12 protein-coding genes are annotated in these 14,840 nt (G+C 73.8%); 7 read left to right on the top strand and 5 right to left on the bottom strand.

Annotated elements, in window-relative coordinates:
• Positions 1-88 precede the first annotated feature (88 nt).
• The gene (locus ACIQJT_RS20905) at positions 89-2,950 is read left to right on the top strand and encodes an SNF2-related protein (protein WP_402645503.1); all 2,862 of its coding nucleotides are present in this window, start codon (positions 89-91) and stop codon (positions 2,948-2,950) included.
• A 683-nt stretch (positions 2,951-3,633) separates the two neighbouring features.
• Positions 3,634-5,598, top strand: coding sequence for an SWIM zinc finger family protein (locus ACIQJT_RS20910; RefSeq protein WP_402645715.1), 1,965 nt, complete (start codon positions 3,634-3,636; stop codon positions 5,596-5,598).
• A 28-nt stretch (positions 5,599-5,626) separates the two neighbouring features.
• Here the strand turns inward: ACIQJT_RS20910 and ACIQJT_RS20915 are convergent, their stop codons facing one another.
• Both ACIQJT_RS20915 and ACIQJT_RS20920 read right to left on the bottom strand, forming a co-directional pair.
• On the bottom strand, positions 5,627-6,235 hold the full coding sequence (locus ACIQJT_RS20915) for a hemerythrin domain-containing protein (RefSeq protein ID WP_365458378.1): 609 nt from the start codon (positions 6,233-6,235) through the stop codon (positions 5,627-5,629).
• Positions 6,236-6,432: 197 nt separating this feature from the next.
• Positions 6,433-6,603: a hypothetical protein gene (locus ACIQJT_RS20920; protein WP_365458381.1), complete on the bottom strand. Its 171-nt coding sequence runs from the start codon at positions 6,601-6,603 to the stop codon at positions 6,433-6,435.
• Between the two features lie 253 nt (positions 6,604-6,856).
• On the opposite strand from ACIQJT_RS20920, the gene ACIQJT_RS20925 reads away from it, so the two are divergent.
• The 3 genes from ACIQJT_RS20925 (at position 6,857) to ACIQJT_RS20935 (ending at position 9,370) form a co-directional block, all read left to right on the top strand.
• Positions 6,857-7,330, top strand: coding sequence for a hypothetical protein (locus ACIQJT_RS20925; protein WP_402645506.1), 474 nt, complete (start codon positions 6,857-6,859; stop codon positions 7,328-7,330).
• Positions 7,327-8,502: a zinc-dependent alcohol dehydrogenase gene (locus ACIQJT_RS20930; protein ID WP_402645508.1), complete on the top strand. Its 1,176-nt coding sequence runs from the start codon at positions 7,327-7,329 to the stop codon at positions 8,500-8,502. The genes ACIQJT_RS20925 and ACIQJT_RS20930 overlap by 4 nt, the downstream gene beginning before the upstream one ends.
• A 322-nt stretch (positions 8,503-8,824) precedes the next feature.
• Positions 8,825-9,370, top strand: a complete 546-nt coding sequence (locus tag ACIQJT_RS20935) for a hypothetical protein (protein ID WP_402645510.1) — start codon at positions 8,825-8,827, stop codon at positions 9,368-9,370.
• A gap of 9 nt (positions 9,371-9,379) precedes the next feature.
• On the opposite strand, the gene ACIQJT_RS20940 is transcribed toward ACIQJT_RS20935, so the two are convergent.
• The 3 genes from ACIQJT_RS20940 to ACIQJT_RS20950 form a co-directional block, all read right to left on the bottom strand.
• Entirely contained in the window at positions 9,380-10,474 is a 1,095-nt protein-coding gene (locus ACIQJT_RS20940; protein WP_402645512.1) for a glutamate--cysteine ligase, read from the bottom strand.
• Positions 10,475-10,660: 186 nt separating this feature from the next.
• Positions 10,661-11,251, bottom strand: coding sequence for a hemerythrin domain-containing protein (locus ACIQJT_RS20945; RefSeq protein ID WP_365458396.1), 591 nt, complete (start codon positions 11,249-11,251; stop codon positions 10,661-10,663).
• An 11-nt stretch (positions 11,252-11,262) separates the two neighbouring features.
• Entirely contained in the window at positions 11,263-12,462 is a 1,200-nt protein-coding gene (locus ACIQJT_RS20950; protein WP_365458399.1) for a hypothetical protein, read from the bottom strand.
• Between the two features lie 442 nt (positions 12,463-12,904).
• Here ACIQJT_RS20950 and ACIQJT_RS20955 point away from each other — a divergent pair, with 442 nt between their 5' ends.
• A complete protein-coding gene (locus ACIQJT_RS20955; protein ID WP_402645717.1) occupies positions 12,905-14,104 on the top strand; it encodes an alpha/beta fold hydrolase in 1,200 nt (399 codons plus the stop codon).
• Between the two features lie 72 nt (positions 14,105-14,176).
• Entirely contained in the window at positions 14,177-14,812 is a 636-nt protein-coding gene (locus ACIQJT_RS20960; RefSeq protein WP_365458405.1) for an MBL fold metallo-hydrolase, read from the top strand.
• Positions 14,813-14,840 lie beyond the last annotated feature (28 nt).

Raw genomic sequence — 14,840 nt, forward strand, 5'->3', positions numbered from 1 at the left:
CCGGCCGGTCGCCGGAGCCGATTGTCAGACCCCGCCCGTAGAGTCGAAGACGAGTGATCCGACACGCGGGCGGGAGGTGACAGGACGTATGAGCGACAGGACCATGGTGGCCGAGCGCGGCGCCGGGCAGCGGGCGGCGGACGTCCCCCTCCGGCTCGCCGCCGTCTTCCTGCCCGCGCCCCTTCCCCGAGACGGCCGGATCGCGTTCTGGGACCCCGAAGGCGCGCCCCTCCCGGCCGAGACGACTCCCGAGGGCGCTGAACACACCGAGCTCACCGTCGTACGGCCGCACGGAGCCGGAGTCCGGCGCCGGACCGCTCCCGCCCTCTCGCTCCCGGTCGGCGAGGCCCTGCCGCTGCTCGTCAGGGCCCGGCGCGATCCCGCCGCCCATCCCGCCACCGCCTGCTGGGGCGCCGCCGCCCTGCACGCGCTGCGGCTCACCGCCCGCGGCCGCCTGCTGCCCGGACTCACCGCCACCGGCCACGACGCCTGGCGGGCCGGCCCCCTCGACCCCGACGACATCGCCCACCTCCGCGCGGTCGCGGCCGCCCTGCCCCCCGAGGGCCACGCGGTGCCGCTGCCCGGGGGTGCCGGCCCGCTCCGGCTGCCGGAGCCGGAAGCCCTGATGCGCTCCTTCCTGGACGCGGTCGCCGACACCCTGCCCCGCACCCCCGCCGCCCCCCACGCCTCCGGCAGGCCCTTCGCGGCCCGCGCACCGCAGCGGCTGCCCCACGCCCAGGACTGGGCCGCGGAAGTCGCCGCCGGCATGGACGCGGGCGTGCGCATCTCGCTCCGCCTGGACCTGTCGGCGTACAACCTGTTCAACGCCGAGGCCGACGGTGTGCGCAGCGCCGGCGCCGCGATCGTCCAGGTGCACAGCCTCGCCGACCCGACCCTGGTGACCGACGCGGCGGCCCTGTGGGCGGGGGACGCCGACGCCGTCTTCGGGCCGCGCGCCCGCGTGGACGCGGCCCTCGCCGTGCGCCGCGCCGCACGGGTCTGGCCGCCCCTGGACCGGCTCTCCGAGCAGGACGTACCCGACGTACTGGCCCTGTCCGACGAGGAGTTGGGCGACCTGCTCGGCGTGGCCGCGACCCGGCTCGCGGCGGCCGGGGTGGCGGTCCACTGGCCGCGCGACCTGGCGCAGGACCTCACCGCCGCGGCGGTCGTACGCCCCGCCCCGGGCTCGGCGACCGACGGCACCGGCTTCTTCGAGAGCGAGGAACTCCTCCAGTTCCGCTGGCAGTTGGCGCTCGGCGGCGACCCGCTCAGCGAGGCCGAGATGGACGAGCTGGCCGAGGCCCACCGCCCCGTCGTGCGTCTCAGGGACCAGTGGGTGCTGGTCGACCCCGCCCTCGTGCGCAAGGCCCGCAAACGCGAACTGGGCCTGCTGGACCCGGTCGACGCGCTTTCCGTGGCCCTCTCCGGCAGCGCGGAGGTCGACGGCGAGACGGTGGAGGCGGTGCCGGTCGGAGCGCTCGCCGCCCTGCGCGACCGCCTGACGGCCGGGGTGCGCCCCGCCGAACCGCCCGCGGGCCTGCACGCCACCCTCCGCGACTACCAACTGCGCGGTCTGGCCTGGCTGGACCTCATGACCTCCCTCGGCCTCGGCGGCTGCCTCGCCGACGACATGGGACTCGGCAAGACCATCACCGTCATCGCCCTGCACCTGCGCCGGGCCCGCCGCGAGCCGACCCTCGTCGTCTGCCCCGCCTCTCTCCTGGGCAACTGGCAGCGGGAGATCACCCGGTTCGCGCCCGGCGTCCCCGTCCGCCGCTTCCACGGCACGGACCGCAGCCTGGACGACCTCGACGGCGGCTTCGTCCTCACCACCTACGGCACCATGCGGGCAGCGGCGGCGAGGCTGGCCGAACAGCACTGGGGCATGGTCGTCGCGGACGAGGCCCAGCACGTGAAGAACCCGTACTCGGCCACCGCCAAGGCCCTGCGCACCATCCCGTCGCCCGCGCGCGTGGCCCTGACCGGAACCCCGGTCGAGAACAACCTCTCGGAGCTGTGGGCCCTGCTCGACTGGACCACCCCGGGGCTCCTCGGCCCCCTGAAGTCCTTCCGCGCCCGCCACGCGCGCGCGGTGGAGAACGGCGAGGACGAGGAGGCGGTGACCAGGCTGGCGAAGCTGGTGCGGCCCTTCCTCCTGCGCCGCAAGAAGTCGGACCCGGGCATCGTCCCCGAGCTGCCGCCCAAGACGGAGACGGACCACCCGGTCCCGCTCACGCGTGAACAGGCCTCGCTGTACGAGGCGGTGGTGCGCGAGTCGCTGCTGGCGATCGAGACGGCCAAGGGCATCGCGCGCCGGGGCCTGGTGCTGAAGCTGCTGGGCGCGCTGAAGCAGATCTGCGACCATCCCGCGCTGTACCTGAAGGAGGAGGTGCCGCCGACGGCCGGTGAGCGCCTGGTCGCCCGCTCCGGCAAACTGGCCCTGCTGGACGAGCTGCTGGACACCCTGCTCGCGGAGGACGGCTCGGCCCTCGTCTTCACCCAGTACGTGGGGATGGCCCGCCTGATCACCGCCCACCTCGCCGCCCGCGCGGTCCCGGTGGACCTGCTGCACGGCGGGACGCCGGTGCCGGAGCGCGAGCGCATGGTGGACCGCTTCCAGAGCGGCGCGATCCCGGTGCTCGTGCTGTCGTTGAAGGCGGCGGGCACCGGCCTCAACCTCACCCGCGCGGGTCACGTCATCCACTTCGACCGCTGGTGGAACCCGGCCGTGGAGGAACAGGCCACCGACCGCGCCTACCGCATCGGCCAGACCCAGCCCGTCCAGGTCCACCGCCTCATCACCGAGGGCACCGTGGAGGACCGCATCGCCGAGATGCTCGAAGCGAAGCGCGCCCTCGCCGACGCGATCCTCGGCTCCGGCGAGTCCGCGCTCACCGAACTCACCGACCGCGAACTGACCGACCTCGTCTCCCTCCGGAGGCAGTCATGACCCCGGGCCCGGCCGACGAGATCCGCCGAGCCCTGCGGGAGGCCCGGGAGCGGGCGGCGCGAGGGCAGGACTCGACGGGCCAGGGAAGTGGAGGGTCGGCTGGGGAGGCCGAGGGCTCTGCCGCGTCCGACGCCGGAGGTCTCGCGACCGGGGACGGCGGAATCGAGGGCGGGAAGCACACGGGACACGAGGCTGCGCCTGCTGGGGAGAGCCGCGGGGGCGACGGGGCTGGGAGTTCGCCGGCGCGGGGCGCGGACGGCGGTGTGGTGCGGGGTGCGGAGAACCACGGGGCCGAGGGAGCCGGTGGTGCCGCGTCACGGGCCGCGGACGGCGGTGTGGTGCGGGCCGCCGAAACCCCTGCGACCGGGCGGATCGGTGGCCCGGCGGTGGGCGACGAGGCGGCGTCGGCCACGGGAAGCCGTGCGGGGGCGGCGATCGGGAACCCGGCACACGGGGCGCCCGACACGGAGAGCCGCGCAGTCGGGGAGTCCGGAAGCTCCGCCACGCACGGCAACAAGCTCCTTGCCGACGAGGTGGGCAGCGCCCTCGCCGGGAAGGAAGCGGCTGACTCCGCGGCCCGGACCGCGGCCACGGACGCGGACCACGAAGCCGACGACGGCGCGGCGCACCGGGGGAGCGGGGACCGGTCACGTACCGGCGGCGGGCAGGACGCGGACGGCACGCTGACGGAGGACTCCGAAGCCAACCCGTCCCCGGCCGGGCCCCGGCCGGGGGACGCGGCTCGCGCGGCCCTGCGCGCAGCTGTCGCGGCGCGGCGAGCTGCGCCGGCGGGCCGGTACGAGACAGGGCCCGGCAGCACAGGGGATGCGGAGTCCGGTTCCGCCGGGCCCCCGCAGCCCGGCGCAGCCCGACCGGAAACCGCCACGGCACGGCCCGCTTCGGACCTCGGCACGACCGGTGCCCCAGGTCCGTCCGGCGCGGGCGCCCTCCCCGCCACCACCCCCACCGCCGAGTACACGGAAGCCCAGTCGGCCGCGGCCCCCCGCGACGACCTGCCCGCGGAGCAGCCCGGCGCACGCCCCGCCGATGCCGCCCGCGAAGCGCTGCGCGCCGCACGCAAGAGGCGGGCGGACGCCGAGGCGGCGGAAGCGGAAGCCGCCCACGCACGTCGCTCCCGCAGGGCCGCCCCGGCCGCGTCCCGGGAGCGGAGCCGGACGCCGAGCACAGCCTCCGGCGTCCGGGCGCGTGACGTACGGGAGCTGCTGGCCGACGCCTTCCGGATGCCCGACCACGCGGCCCAGCCGGGGGAGGACCACCCTCCCGCACCCGACGCAAGCCTCCCGGCCGCCGAACCCTCCGCGGCAACCGCCTCCGACGAGCACCCCCTTCTCCCGGTCCCGGCCGCCCCCCGCCGCCCCCACTCCATGGCCGCCCCCGCCCGCGACAACGACCTGCGTCGCACCTTCCCGGCGTTCCCTCCCCGCGCTTCCGAGGACGCCCGGTTCGCCGCGACCTGGTGGGGCAACGCCTGGGTCACCGCGCTGGAGGAGGGCGCGCTGGACGCCAAGCGGCTCGCGCGGGGCCGAGGTTACGCCGAGCAGGGGCACGTGGACGCGATCACCGTGACGCCCGGCCTCGTGCTCGCCTACGTCCAGGGCAGCCGCGCCCGGCCGTACCGCGTGCAGGTGCGGTTGCGGACGCTGGGGGACGCCGACTGGGACCGCTTCCTGGACCGTGCCGCCGACCGGACCGGACACATCGCCGCGCTGCTCGACAGGGAGATGCCCCAGGCGCTGGCGGAGTGCGGGGTGCCGTTGCTGCCGGGCCCCGGCGATCTCGAACCGCAGTGCAGCTGCCCCGACCGCGGCCACCCCTGCAAACACGCCGCCGCCCTGTGCTACCAGACGGCACGCCTGCTGGACGCCGATCCCTTCGTCCTGCTCCTGCTGCGCGGCCGGGGCGAACGCGAACTGCTCGACGCCCTGTCCCGCCTCAGCGCCGCCCGCGCGGCCCGTGCCGCCCAGGAACAGGAGCCGGCGCCGCTGCCCGGCGTACGGGCGGCCGAAGCCCTCGCGCCCCGCCGGCTCCCGCCTCTTCCGGCCCCGTTGCCCGTCCCCCCGCACCCCGAGCAGCCCCCCGCCTACCCCGCCTCCCCGGGCGGCCCCGACCCCTTCGCCCTGGACCAGCTCGCCACCGACGCCGCCGCCCGCGCTCACGCCCTGCTCGGCACCGGCCGAGACCCGGTCGGCGAGCTCACCCTGTGGCAGGACGCGGTCCGCCTCGCCGCCGCCCGCCCCGGTTCCGGCCTCACCGCCGGCACCCGCGCCCTCTACGCGTCCCTCGCCGCCGCCACCGACCGCACCCCGGCGGACCTGGCCCGCGCGGTCGCCGCCTGGAGGCAGGGCGGCCTCGAAGGACTCGCCGTCCTCGAAGAACCCTGGGACCCCCCGGCCGGCCGCTTCGACCGCGCCCGCCCGCTGCTCCTCGCCGCCGACCTCCCCGCCTTCCGTCCGTGGCGCAACCGCCTCACCCACCCCCGCGGCCACATCCAGCTCCGCCTCGGCCGCGACGGCCTCTGGTACGCCTACGAGTCCGAACCGGGCCACGACGACTGGTGGCCCCGCGGCACCCCCGACCTGGACCCGGTCGGCGCCCTCACAGGACTGGGCACCCCGACCGACCTCTGACACGGGAGCTGAGATCCGGCGTCGGCGGTCACCTTTCGCGTCGTGCTGCGGAGCCGCCCCTGCCGAGGGCGTCCCGTACGCGGTCGTAGACGCTCAGCGGTACGCCCAGCAGGGCGTTCCCGGGCGGTCGCCGGGGGACGACGGGATGCGGACGGGTCGGGGCCGTCTGCCGTACCGCCGCCCAGGTGGTGCCGAGTGTGCGCAGCCGGGCGGTGTGCACCGCCTCCTGCAACCGGGGGAGGAGCAGGTCCTCCTCATCCCGGATGTCCTGCCGTATCAGCGCGAAGGCCCGCTGCACCTTGTCCTCACGACCGGGATCGCCGGCGGGAAGGCGTTCGATGTCCGCCACGAGATCGTTGATCTGCTGATGCTCTTCCTCGACCCGGGCCGTCAGATCCTCGCCGTCCGGGACCGAGGCCCGTACCACGGGCCACAGCACCGTCTCCTCCGCGAAGGCGTGGCTGAAGACCAGCTGCACCACCTGCTTGAGGATCTCCTCCCGCTGCCGGAGGTCATCCAGGGTCAGGTACCGGTCCATCAGCCGGTCCATCTCCTCGTGCTCGCGGCGCTGCCGCACCAGGATGCTGCGGTCTCCTCCGAGCTCCTCGACGGTCTGGTCCTTGATGGTCCTCGACATGGCCGCTCCCGGTGCGCTCTCCGGAGCCTTGTCGCGCGCCTGCCTGGCCCACTGGATCTCCGTGCCGGCCCGAGTACCCGGCGGCGGCCCGGTACAACGCGCATCGACGCCGGTGGACGGTGCGACGGCGACCGCGGGTGAGACGGACACCGGCGGACCCCCGCCGCTGGTCCAGGCGCCGCCTCACTCCCTGCGTGTCAGCCGGCGCCCTCCTCCGTCTCCGCTCGTCCCTTCAGGGCCGTGTCGGTGGCCTCGCCGGACGTGTCGGGCTCGGGGTGTCCTTCCTCCTCCGGGTGGACGTCCCGTTCGTCCGTCTCCTGCTCCAGAGGCGAAGCGGGCTCGCGCTTCTCGTCTCCTGAACCGCTCATGGCTGCCTCCCTGGGGGCTCCACTGGGACGTACCGGGTTCCCCCTGCCCTGGCCTGTAACGAGCCTCGGCGAGACCGCCGGAGCGCGCACGGACCGTGACACCGCGCTGTGCCAGGCGCCCGGCCGAGCCGTGCACGGACGCCGGACAGATAGGCCGACGGTGGCGGGGTACTCACCGCGCACAGGCGCTCACCGTCCCCCGTGGTGCGCGCTCACCCGTACGACTCCCGCTTCCCGAGGATGTGAACCGCACATGAGTGCTGTTGGGAAATCGCTGACGGTGGCTGGCACGGGGCTCGCCGCCGGGGCCTTCGTCGCCGTACGTCGCCGGAGGGCAGGCCCGTCCCGTACGGATGCCGGGGACCGCTGGCTGTCGGTGACGATCAACTGCGCGCCACACGATGTGCAGGCCGAGAAGCTGCCGGTGCCGCTCCAGGAGTACGGCGACCGGATCGAGACGCGTATCCGTCAGGCGCCCGGCGACCGGGGCACGGAGCTGGGGGTGCGGCTGCGGGAGACCGCACCGGACGTCGCCCACTCGGTCCCGGCGCGGCTGACCGGTGCCGACCCGCGCCAGGATCTGCGCCGTGCCCTGCGCGCGGCGAAGGCGCTGCTGGAGGCGGGAGAGGTGCTGGAACCCGACGCACCGCCGACCACGCACGACACCTTGGGCGGAAAGCTGGTCGGTCTGCTGAGCCGCCGGGCCGGTGGGGAGGGCGTGCTGTGAAGGCTCTGTGCTGGGAAGGCGTCAACAAGCTGTCCGTCGAGCAGGTGCCCGATCCGGTCCTGCGCAACGACCAGGACATGATCGTACGGCTGATCGCGGGTACGACCTGCGGTTCGGACCTCCATCTGATCGGGGGGTACATCCCGTTCATGCGTTCCGGGGACGTGATCGGCCACGAGTTCCTCGGCGAGGTCGTCGAGGTGGGCCCGCAAGTGCGTCGGCACAAGGCGGGCGACCGGGTGGTGGTCTGCTCGTTCGTCGGGTGCGGCCGCTGCTGGTACTGCACCCATGACCTGTGGTCCCTGTGCGACAACACCAACACCAACCCCGGCATCGGTCAGGCCCTGTTCGGTGCCGACACCGGCGGTATCTTCGGCTACTCGCACGCCATGGGCGGGCTGCGCGGCAGCCACGCCGAGTACGTGCGCGTCCCGTTCGCCGACTACGGGGCCTTCGCCGTTCCGCCGGGCGTCGACGACACCAGCGCCCTGTTCGTGTCGGACTCGGTGCCCACCGGATGGATGGGGGCCGACCTGGCGGGAGTGAAGCCCGGCGACGTGGTCGCCGTATGGGGCTGTGGGGCCGTCGGGCAGATGGCGGCGCGCGCCGCGATCCTGCTGGGCGCGGAACGTGTGATCTCCATCGACCGGATCCCCGAACGCCTGGAGATGACCGAACGGCACATCGGCAGCGAGGTCATCGACTACACCGGCACCGACGTGGGGGCCGAACTGCGCGAGCGCACCGGCGGGCGCGGCCCCGACGTATGCATCGAGGCCGTGGGCATGGAGGCCCACAGCGACAGTCCGGTGCACCTCTACGACCAGGTCAAGCAGCAGCTCCGGCTCCAGACGGACCGTCCGACCGCCGTCCGGCAGGCCATTCACGCCTGCCGCAAGGGCGGCACGGTCTTCGTCCTGGGGGTGTTCGCCGGCGCCGTCGACAAGTTCCCGCTGGGCGCGGTGATCAACAAGGGCCTGACCGTGCGGGGCGCCCAGCAACACGGTCAGCGTTACATCCCGATGCTGCTGGACCGGCTGGCGTCCGGAGAGCTGAGCACGGGCCACCTGGCGACCCACACCGTGTCCCTGGACGAGGCGCCCCGGGCCTACGAGATGTTCAAGGAGAAGACGGACGGCTGTGTGCGCGCGGTGATCCGGCCGGGCGGCTGACCGCTCGCTGTGAGGTGGCCCCCGGCGCCCCCTGCTCCGTCCGCCCTGCCCGCAGGCGGGGGCCCGGCCCACCTTGAGCGGCACGGCCGGCCGCCGGCAGATGCGGCGGAGTCCCGTCCCGCGACCGCCGGACCGCCGTGGCCCGGGCACCGGCCGCATCCGCCGCCCACGCGGCACGTGCGGGCTGGGACGGTTGTGCGAATCGCCCCGCCGACAGTGGCGCGTCGGCAACGGTTCCGACAGAGGCGCTGCCCAGCGCCTGAGGCGAGGGGCACCGGCGCCCGCGCGGGTGAAGGCGGTGGCCCGGGGTACCCGCCGGGGCATGATCAAGCGCGCACTGTGGCAGGGACTGCTCGCCGGCGCCGCCGGAGGAGTCGTGATGACTCTCGGCGAGAAGGTCGAACAGGCCGTCACCGGCCGGCCCGACTCCCATGTGCCCGCACGGGTTCTTGAGCGGTTGACCGGCCTGCCCGAACACCCCGGGGAACAGCCGCTGGCGGTCAACTGGGCCATGCACTTCGGCCAGGCCGCCCTGCTCGGAGTGCTGCGGTCGATCATGGCCCAGGCCGGGCTGCGCGGCCCGGTCGCCTCCGCCAAGTTCGCGGTCGTCCGGCTCACCAACGACCAGATCCTCGAGAACGCCACAGGCGTCGGCGCCCCACCCGGCACCTGGCCGCGCCAGGAGCTCGCCGTGGACCTTCTCCACAAGGCTGTCTACGCCTTCACCACCGGCGCCGTCGCCGACGCCCTCGCCGCCCGCGGTGGACCCGGCCCCGGGCAGCGCCACGCTGCCGCCCGCCCCGGCCGCCACGCCGACTTCGGCCCCCTGCCCCGCAAGGACGCCTACGGACCACAGGGCCGAAGCTGACTGTCCTGGTCAGGACACGGCGCTGCTGCCGATGATCAGATCGGTGACGGCGGGCAGGCCGCCGCGTGCCAGCGCGGCGCGCTGCCGGTCGGCGCCGGTGCCCGCCTGGAGCAGCCGGTGGACCAGGGCCGTCACCTGCCGGCTGTCGCCGGACGCCTCCAGCGCGGGAGCGACGTGGCGCAGCAGCTCGTACAGCATCTCCCCGGCCCGGCGCTGCCGGCCGGCCGGATCGACCAGGGTGCCGCTGAGTCCGTGGCGGGCCGCGTGCCACATGCTCGCCTGCAACAGCTCCTGGTCGCAGTCGAGCGCGGGAGCGCCGGCGCCCACCTCCGTGATCGCGGTCTCCACCAGGGCCCGGACCAGGCCGGCGAGCATCACCGCGTCGTCCGCGCGCACCTGCACGTCCAGGCACCGCACCTCGATGGTGGGGTACCGCGCCGAGAGCCGGGCCTGCCAGTAGAGCTGACCGGTGTCCGAGATCAGACCGCAGTCCAGCAGCCGCTGCACGCGCCGGTCGTGGTCGGCGATGTCGGCGAAGCGCGGGGGCATGCCGCTGACCGGCCAGCGGCTGAAGATCACGGTGCGCCAACTGGCGAAGCCGGTGTCGTGCCCGTCCCACAGCGGGGAGTTCGCGGACAGGGCGGTAAGGGTCGGCAGCCACACCCTGATCCGGTTCAGGACCTGCACGCCGGTCTCCCGGCTGGGGACGCCGACGTGGACGTGCATGCCGTTGACGAGCTGCTCCGCCACGAGTTGGGGCGCCTGCGTGAGCATGGCACGGTACCGGGCCTGGTCGGTGACGGCCACGGGGCGGCCGTGCCGCAGCGGGGGTGTCGCGGACGCCGCGATCCGGCAGCCGTGCGCCTCGGCGGCCACCCCGAGCGCGTGCCTCAGCCGGAGGAGGTGCCCACCCACCTCCTCCAGCGTGCCGCACACCGGCGTGGCCGCCTCGACCTGCGCCTGCAAGAGCTCGCAGTGCACTTCCTCCTCGGCCACGAGTCGCCCGAGGCCGGCCGCGGTCCGCACCGTGTCCGCCAGGGGTACCGGCAGACCCGTGACCGGGTCGAGCAGCAGGTACTCCTCTTCGACACCGATCGTCGTCATCGATGGCCTTCTGTTCCGCCCGGCCGTGCCGCCGGACTGGCTCCCGATGCGTCCGGCCGTGCACCGCACGGCGAGGACTCGTGGGAAGAGCCGCTCGCGCAGCCCGAGTGCCGCACCCGCCCCGCGGCAAACCACTCGCCGCCGACGGGCACCCGGAGAGCTCGTGCGCGACGGCTCCCCGGTATGTCAGCTCTTGCCCATGGCCTTGCGGACGGCGTCCTTGGTGCGGTCCACGAGGGCGGTCACCGGACCGAGGGTCACGTTGGCGGTGGCGGACTCGACACCGGGGTGCGGGTGAGTGGGCGCCATGGCTTCGGCGGCTTTGACGGCCTTGGCCATGGCGGCGAGGTTGGTGACGTCGGTGCTGCGGCGGATGTGGGAGAACTCGTAGCGTTCCTCCGCCCGCGCGTGCTCCTGCACCTCGGTGCGCAGCTCCGTGAGGCGGGGCATGAACCCGGGGTCGTCGGTGTCCATGTCCTCCAGGGACGCGAGGGTCTCCTTCGCCGACTTCTCCTCGGCGAGGCGCTCGTCGACGACCTGCGCGCCCCCGTCGACCGCCGCGCGGACGAAGGGGTGGACGACCTCTTCCTCGGCGGTCTCGTGCACGGCGAGCAGGCGTACGAGGCGGCGGAAGGCGTCCCGGCGTTCCTCGCCCTCGCTCCGCTCGACCTCGTCGAAGAGGTTGCGGATGTCGCCGTGCTGGCGCATGAGGAGGGCCACCACGTCGATGTCGGGCAGGTTGTCGTCGCCGGCGTGGGGCGTGCGGAGCTCGGACATCTGGGGCCGCCTCACTTCTCGCGCTGGGACGGGTCGGGGTGCTCGCCCTCGGTCTGGACGCGGTACTCGCGGCCGAACATGGCGTCGTGTTCGGCCATGACCTGGTCGCTGGGCGGAGCCTCGCCCCCGTGGATCTGCTCCTGCATCTTCTCGAAGCGTTCGTGGGCCTCGCGCACGTAGCCGGCTCCGAGGGTGGTCAGGTCCATCTGGGTGTCGAGGAGTTCGCGCAGGTACTGCTTGTTGGGCTCGAAGGTGAGCACGTTCGGCAGTTCCGGGGCCAGCACGGAGGCGGGGTCGCGGCCGTCGTGGCGGCGCATCAGGTCACATGCGGTGTGCAGGTGCTCCAGCTCCATGTTCAGGTGCAGCTCCCAGATCGACTTCACCCTGGGGTCGCTCTCCTGCTCCATGAAGGAGTAGTAGAGGTAGCACTCGTTGTACTCGTGGGTGACGAGCTGCTCCCACCACGACTCGCCCGGGTCGACGAGGGACTCGTAGTGGGTGACGTGCTCCTCCTCGATCAGCCCGATCTCCTGGTAGAGCCGGCGGGCGATCGGCTCCATGTAGGTGGGACCGGTGTTCATGTAGAAGTTCATGGTCTGCTGCTCGGCCGACATCACCGTCAGCGCGTGCAGTTTCGACAGCGGGTCCGTGGCGTCCTTGTCGTAGGGGTCGCGGACGTTGTCGACCGGATCGCGGTGGTGGAACCGCGTGGGCCGGCCCGGCATGACCTCGGTGAGGCCGTCGACGATCGACTCCGCCTTGCGGTGCTCGATCATCTCGTACAGGTTGGCGTACCGGTACAGGTGGTCGAAGTCCTCCAGGACACCGAACTGGTACGCCTGCTTCAGGTAGGGGTCGGGCTCCATCCGGGCGATCCATGCCGTGAGGTCCACGGCGACCTGCTCGTAGGCGATGGTCGTCTCCAGCACCGACGAGACGCCCGGCAGCAGCCAGTTGACGACCTTCTGCTGCTGGGCCTCGATGTAGCGGGTGCGGGCGAGCTGCCGTTTGACCTCCGGGTCGACCGTGTTCCGGGCGAGCTGGTGGCTGAAGAGGATCGCCTCCACCTCGATGCCGTTCATCGTGATGATCCGGCACCTGGTGTAGGGGTCGCACCGGTCGGGGTCGATCGGCTGCACGTTCAGCTCACGCCAGTTGCGCAACTGCCGGTCCAGCGGGATGCCCCGCTGCTCGAGGGGATTGAAGGTCATGGGGTGCCTCCTGGGGCGGGGCGGCGACTCGCGCCGGCGGGTGTCCCGCCGCGGACGACGAGCACGGGTCCATCTGCGAGTCTCACCGTCGGCACCGGCTTTCAGCCACCGCTCACGCCCGGGGAGCGTGCGATTCCCCCCGCCGGGTCAGCCCGGATGACAACGGCGGAGCACTGTGGCATGACCGGCTCGGTGCGTTCGCACAGCTCCCGGCTCCACTCGTCGAACGCGAGGCCCGCAGGCCGCCCGTACGGGTGGGGTCCGGACGGCGCCGGAGTCCCCGAGGCCGCCGCCGCGAAGTCCCCCCGTTGCCGGGGCCCGCGTGCTGCGTGAGAGGGTCTGTGGCGTGAGTGCACCACCGAACACCCTGCAATTCCGCTTCGACGGGCCGGAGGACGCTCCGGTCCTGATCCTGGGTCCCTCACTGGGGACCACCTGGCACATGTGGGACCGCCAGGTCCCCGAACTGGTCAAGCAGTGGCACGTCTTCCGGTTCGACCTGCCAGGGCACGGCGGCGCACCCGCCTACCCCGCCGGTTCGGTCGGCGACCTCACCGACCGGCTGCTCGCCACCCTCGACCGGTTCGGCGTGCAGCGCTTCGGCTACGCGGGCTGCGCGCTCGGCGGCGCGGTCGGCATCGAGCTGGCGCTGCGCCACCCGGAACGGCTCGCCTCGCTCGCCCTGATCGCCGCCTCGCCCCGCTTCGGCACGGCCGACGAGTTCCGGCAGCGCGGGGTGATCGTACGGACGAACGGGCTCGACCCCATCGCCCGTACCTCGCCCGACCGCTGGTTCACCTCCGGGTTCGCCGCCGCCCAGCCCGCGATCACCGAGTGGGCCGTGCAGATGGTGCGCACCACCGACCCCGGCTGCTACATCGCGGCCTGCGAGGCGCTCGCCGCGTTCGACGTGCGGGCCGACCTCGCGAGCGTCGGGGTGCCGACCCTGGTCCTGGTCGGTTCCGACGACCAGGTCACCGGTCCCGCCGAGGCCCGCACCCTGGTCGCGGGCATCCCGGACGCCCGGCTCGCCGTCGTGCCCGGCGCCTCCCACCTGGTGCCGGTCGAGCAGCCCGCCGCCGTCACCGACCTCCTGGTCCGGCACTTCTCCACCGCCTGGCAGCCCGCCTTCGACTCCACCACCGCGCAGACGGCGATCCCCACGGCCCCGGTCGCGCCGGTCCCGACGTCCGCGCCGCCGCACCCCGTGCCGATCGCCGAGATCGCCCCGGCCGCCCCGGACCCGCAGTCGGCGGGCCGCGTCGATCCGTACGACGCCGGCGTCAAGGTGCGCCGCGAGGTGCTCGGCGACGCACATGTCGACCGGGTCCTGGCGCAGGCCGACGACTTCTCGGGCGACTTCCAGGAACTCCTGACCCGCTACGCCTGGGGCGAGATCTGGGACCGGCCCGGGCTCGACCGCCGGTCCCGCAGCATCGCCACCCTCACCGCGCTGGTCGCGGGCGGGCACCTGGACGAGCTCGCCTCGCACACCCGGGCCGCCCTGCGCAACGGCCTCACCCCCTCCGAGATCAAGGAAGTGCTGCTCCAGGCGGCCGTGTACTGCGGGGTCCCGGCGGCAGGCAGCGCCTTCAAGGTGGCCCAGCAGGTCATCCGCGAGGAGACCACGCCCAGCGAGTGATCGTCCGAGACCGGTGGTGAGAGCACCTGCCTGCGCTGCCCGTTCGCGCGGGACGCGCGGCAGGATGGACCCATGAAGCTCACGAAGATGTCGCACGCCTGTGTCCGGCTCGAGAAGGACGGGCAGACGCTCGTCCTCGACCCCGGGGCCTTCAGCGAGGAGGACGCCGCCCTCGGCGCCGACGCGATCCTCGTCACCCACGAACACCCCGACCACTTCAGCGAGGAACGGCTGCGGGCGGCCCTGGACGCCAACCCGGCCGCCGAGATCTGGACGCTGAAGTCGGTCGCCGAGAAGATCGGGGCGGCCTTCCCGGGCCGCGTGCACACCGTCGGCCACGGCGACACCTTCACCGCCGCCGGTTTCGACGTCCAGGTCCACGGCGAACTGCACGCCGTGATCCACCCGGACATCCCGCGCATCACCAACGTCGGCTACCTGATCGACGGCGGCACGGTCTTCCACCCCGGCGACGCGCTCACCGTCCCGGACCACGCCGTCGAGACGCTGATGCTGCCCGTCATGGCCCCCTGGAGCAAGATCTCCGAGGTCATCGACTACGTCCGTGAGGTCAAGCCGCAGCGCGCCTACGACATCCACGACGCCCTCCTCACGGACCTCGCCCGCCCGGTCTACGACAACCAGATCGGTGCCCTCGGCGGCGCGGAGCACCTGCGGCTGAAGCCGCGGGAGAGCGCGGCTCTCTGAGTGTCGGTGCCGCCCGGTAGGTTGTGGG

The sequence above is a fragment of the Streptomyces sp. NPDC091972 genome (genome assembly GCF_044756385.1).
Lineage (GTDB): Bacteria > Actinomycetota > Actinomycetes > Streptomycetales > Streptomycetaceae > Streptomyces.

Excerpts from the sequence above, each read along its gene's own strand:
- ACIQJT_RS20940 (WP_402645512.1), bottom strand. The coding sequence starts at position 10,474 with ATGACGACGATCGGTGTCGAAGAGGAGTACCTGCTGCTCGACCCGGTC.
- ACIQJT_RS20925 (WP_402645506.1), top strand. The coding sequence starts at position 6,857 with ATGAGTGCTGTTGGGAAATCGCTGACGGTGGCTGGCACGGGGCTCGCC.
- ACIQJT_RS20955 (WP_402645717.1), top strand. The coding sequence starts at position 12,905 with ATGTGGGACCGCCAGGTCCCCGAACTGGTCAAGCAGTGGCACGTCTTC.
- ACIQJT_RS20915 (WP_365458378.1), bottom strand. The coding sequence starts at position 6,235 with ATGTCGAGGACCATCAAGGACCAGACCGTCGAGGAGCTCGGAGGAGAC.
- ACIQJT_RS20945 (WP_365458396.1), bottom strand. The coding sequence starts at position 11,251 with ATGTCCGAGCTCCGCACGCCCCACGCCGGCGACGACAACCTGCCCGAC.
- ACIQJT_RS20960 (WP_365458405.1), top strand. The coding sequence starts at position 14,177 with ATGAAGCTCACGAAGATGTCGCACGCCTGTGTCCGGCTCGAGAAGGAC.
- ACIQJT_RS20935 (WP_402645510.1), top strand. The coding sequence starts at position 8,825 with ATGATCAAGCGCGCACTGTGGCAGGGACTGCTCGCCGGCGCCGCCGGA.
- ACIQJT_RS20905 (WP_402645503.1), top strand. The coding sequence starts at position 89 with ATGAGCGACAGGACCATGGTGGCCGAGCGCGGCGCCGGGCAGCGGGCG.
- ACIQJT_RS20950 (WP_365458399.1), bottom strand. The coding sequence starts at position 12,462 with ATGACCTTCAATCCCCTCGAGCAGCGGGGCATCCCGCTGGACCGGCAG.
- ACIQJT_RS20920 (WP_365458381.1), bottom strand. The coding sequence starts at position 6,603 with ATGAGCGGTTCAGGAGACGAGAAGCGCGAGCCCGCTTCGCCTCTGGAG.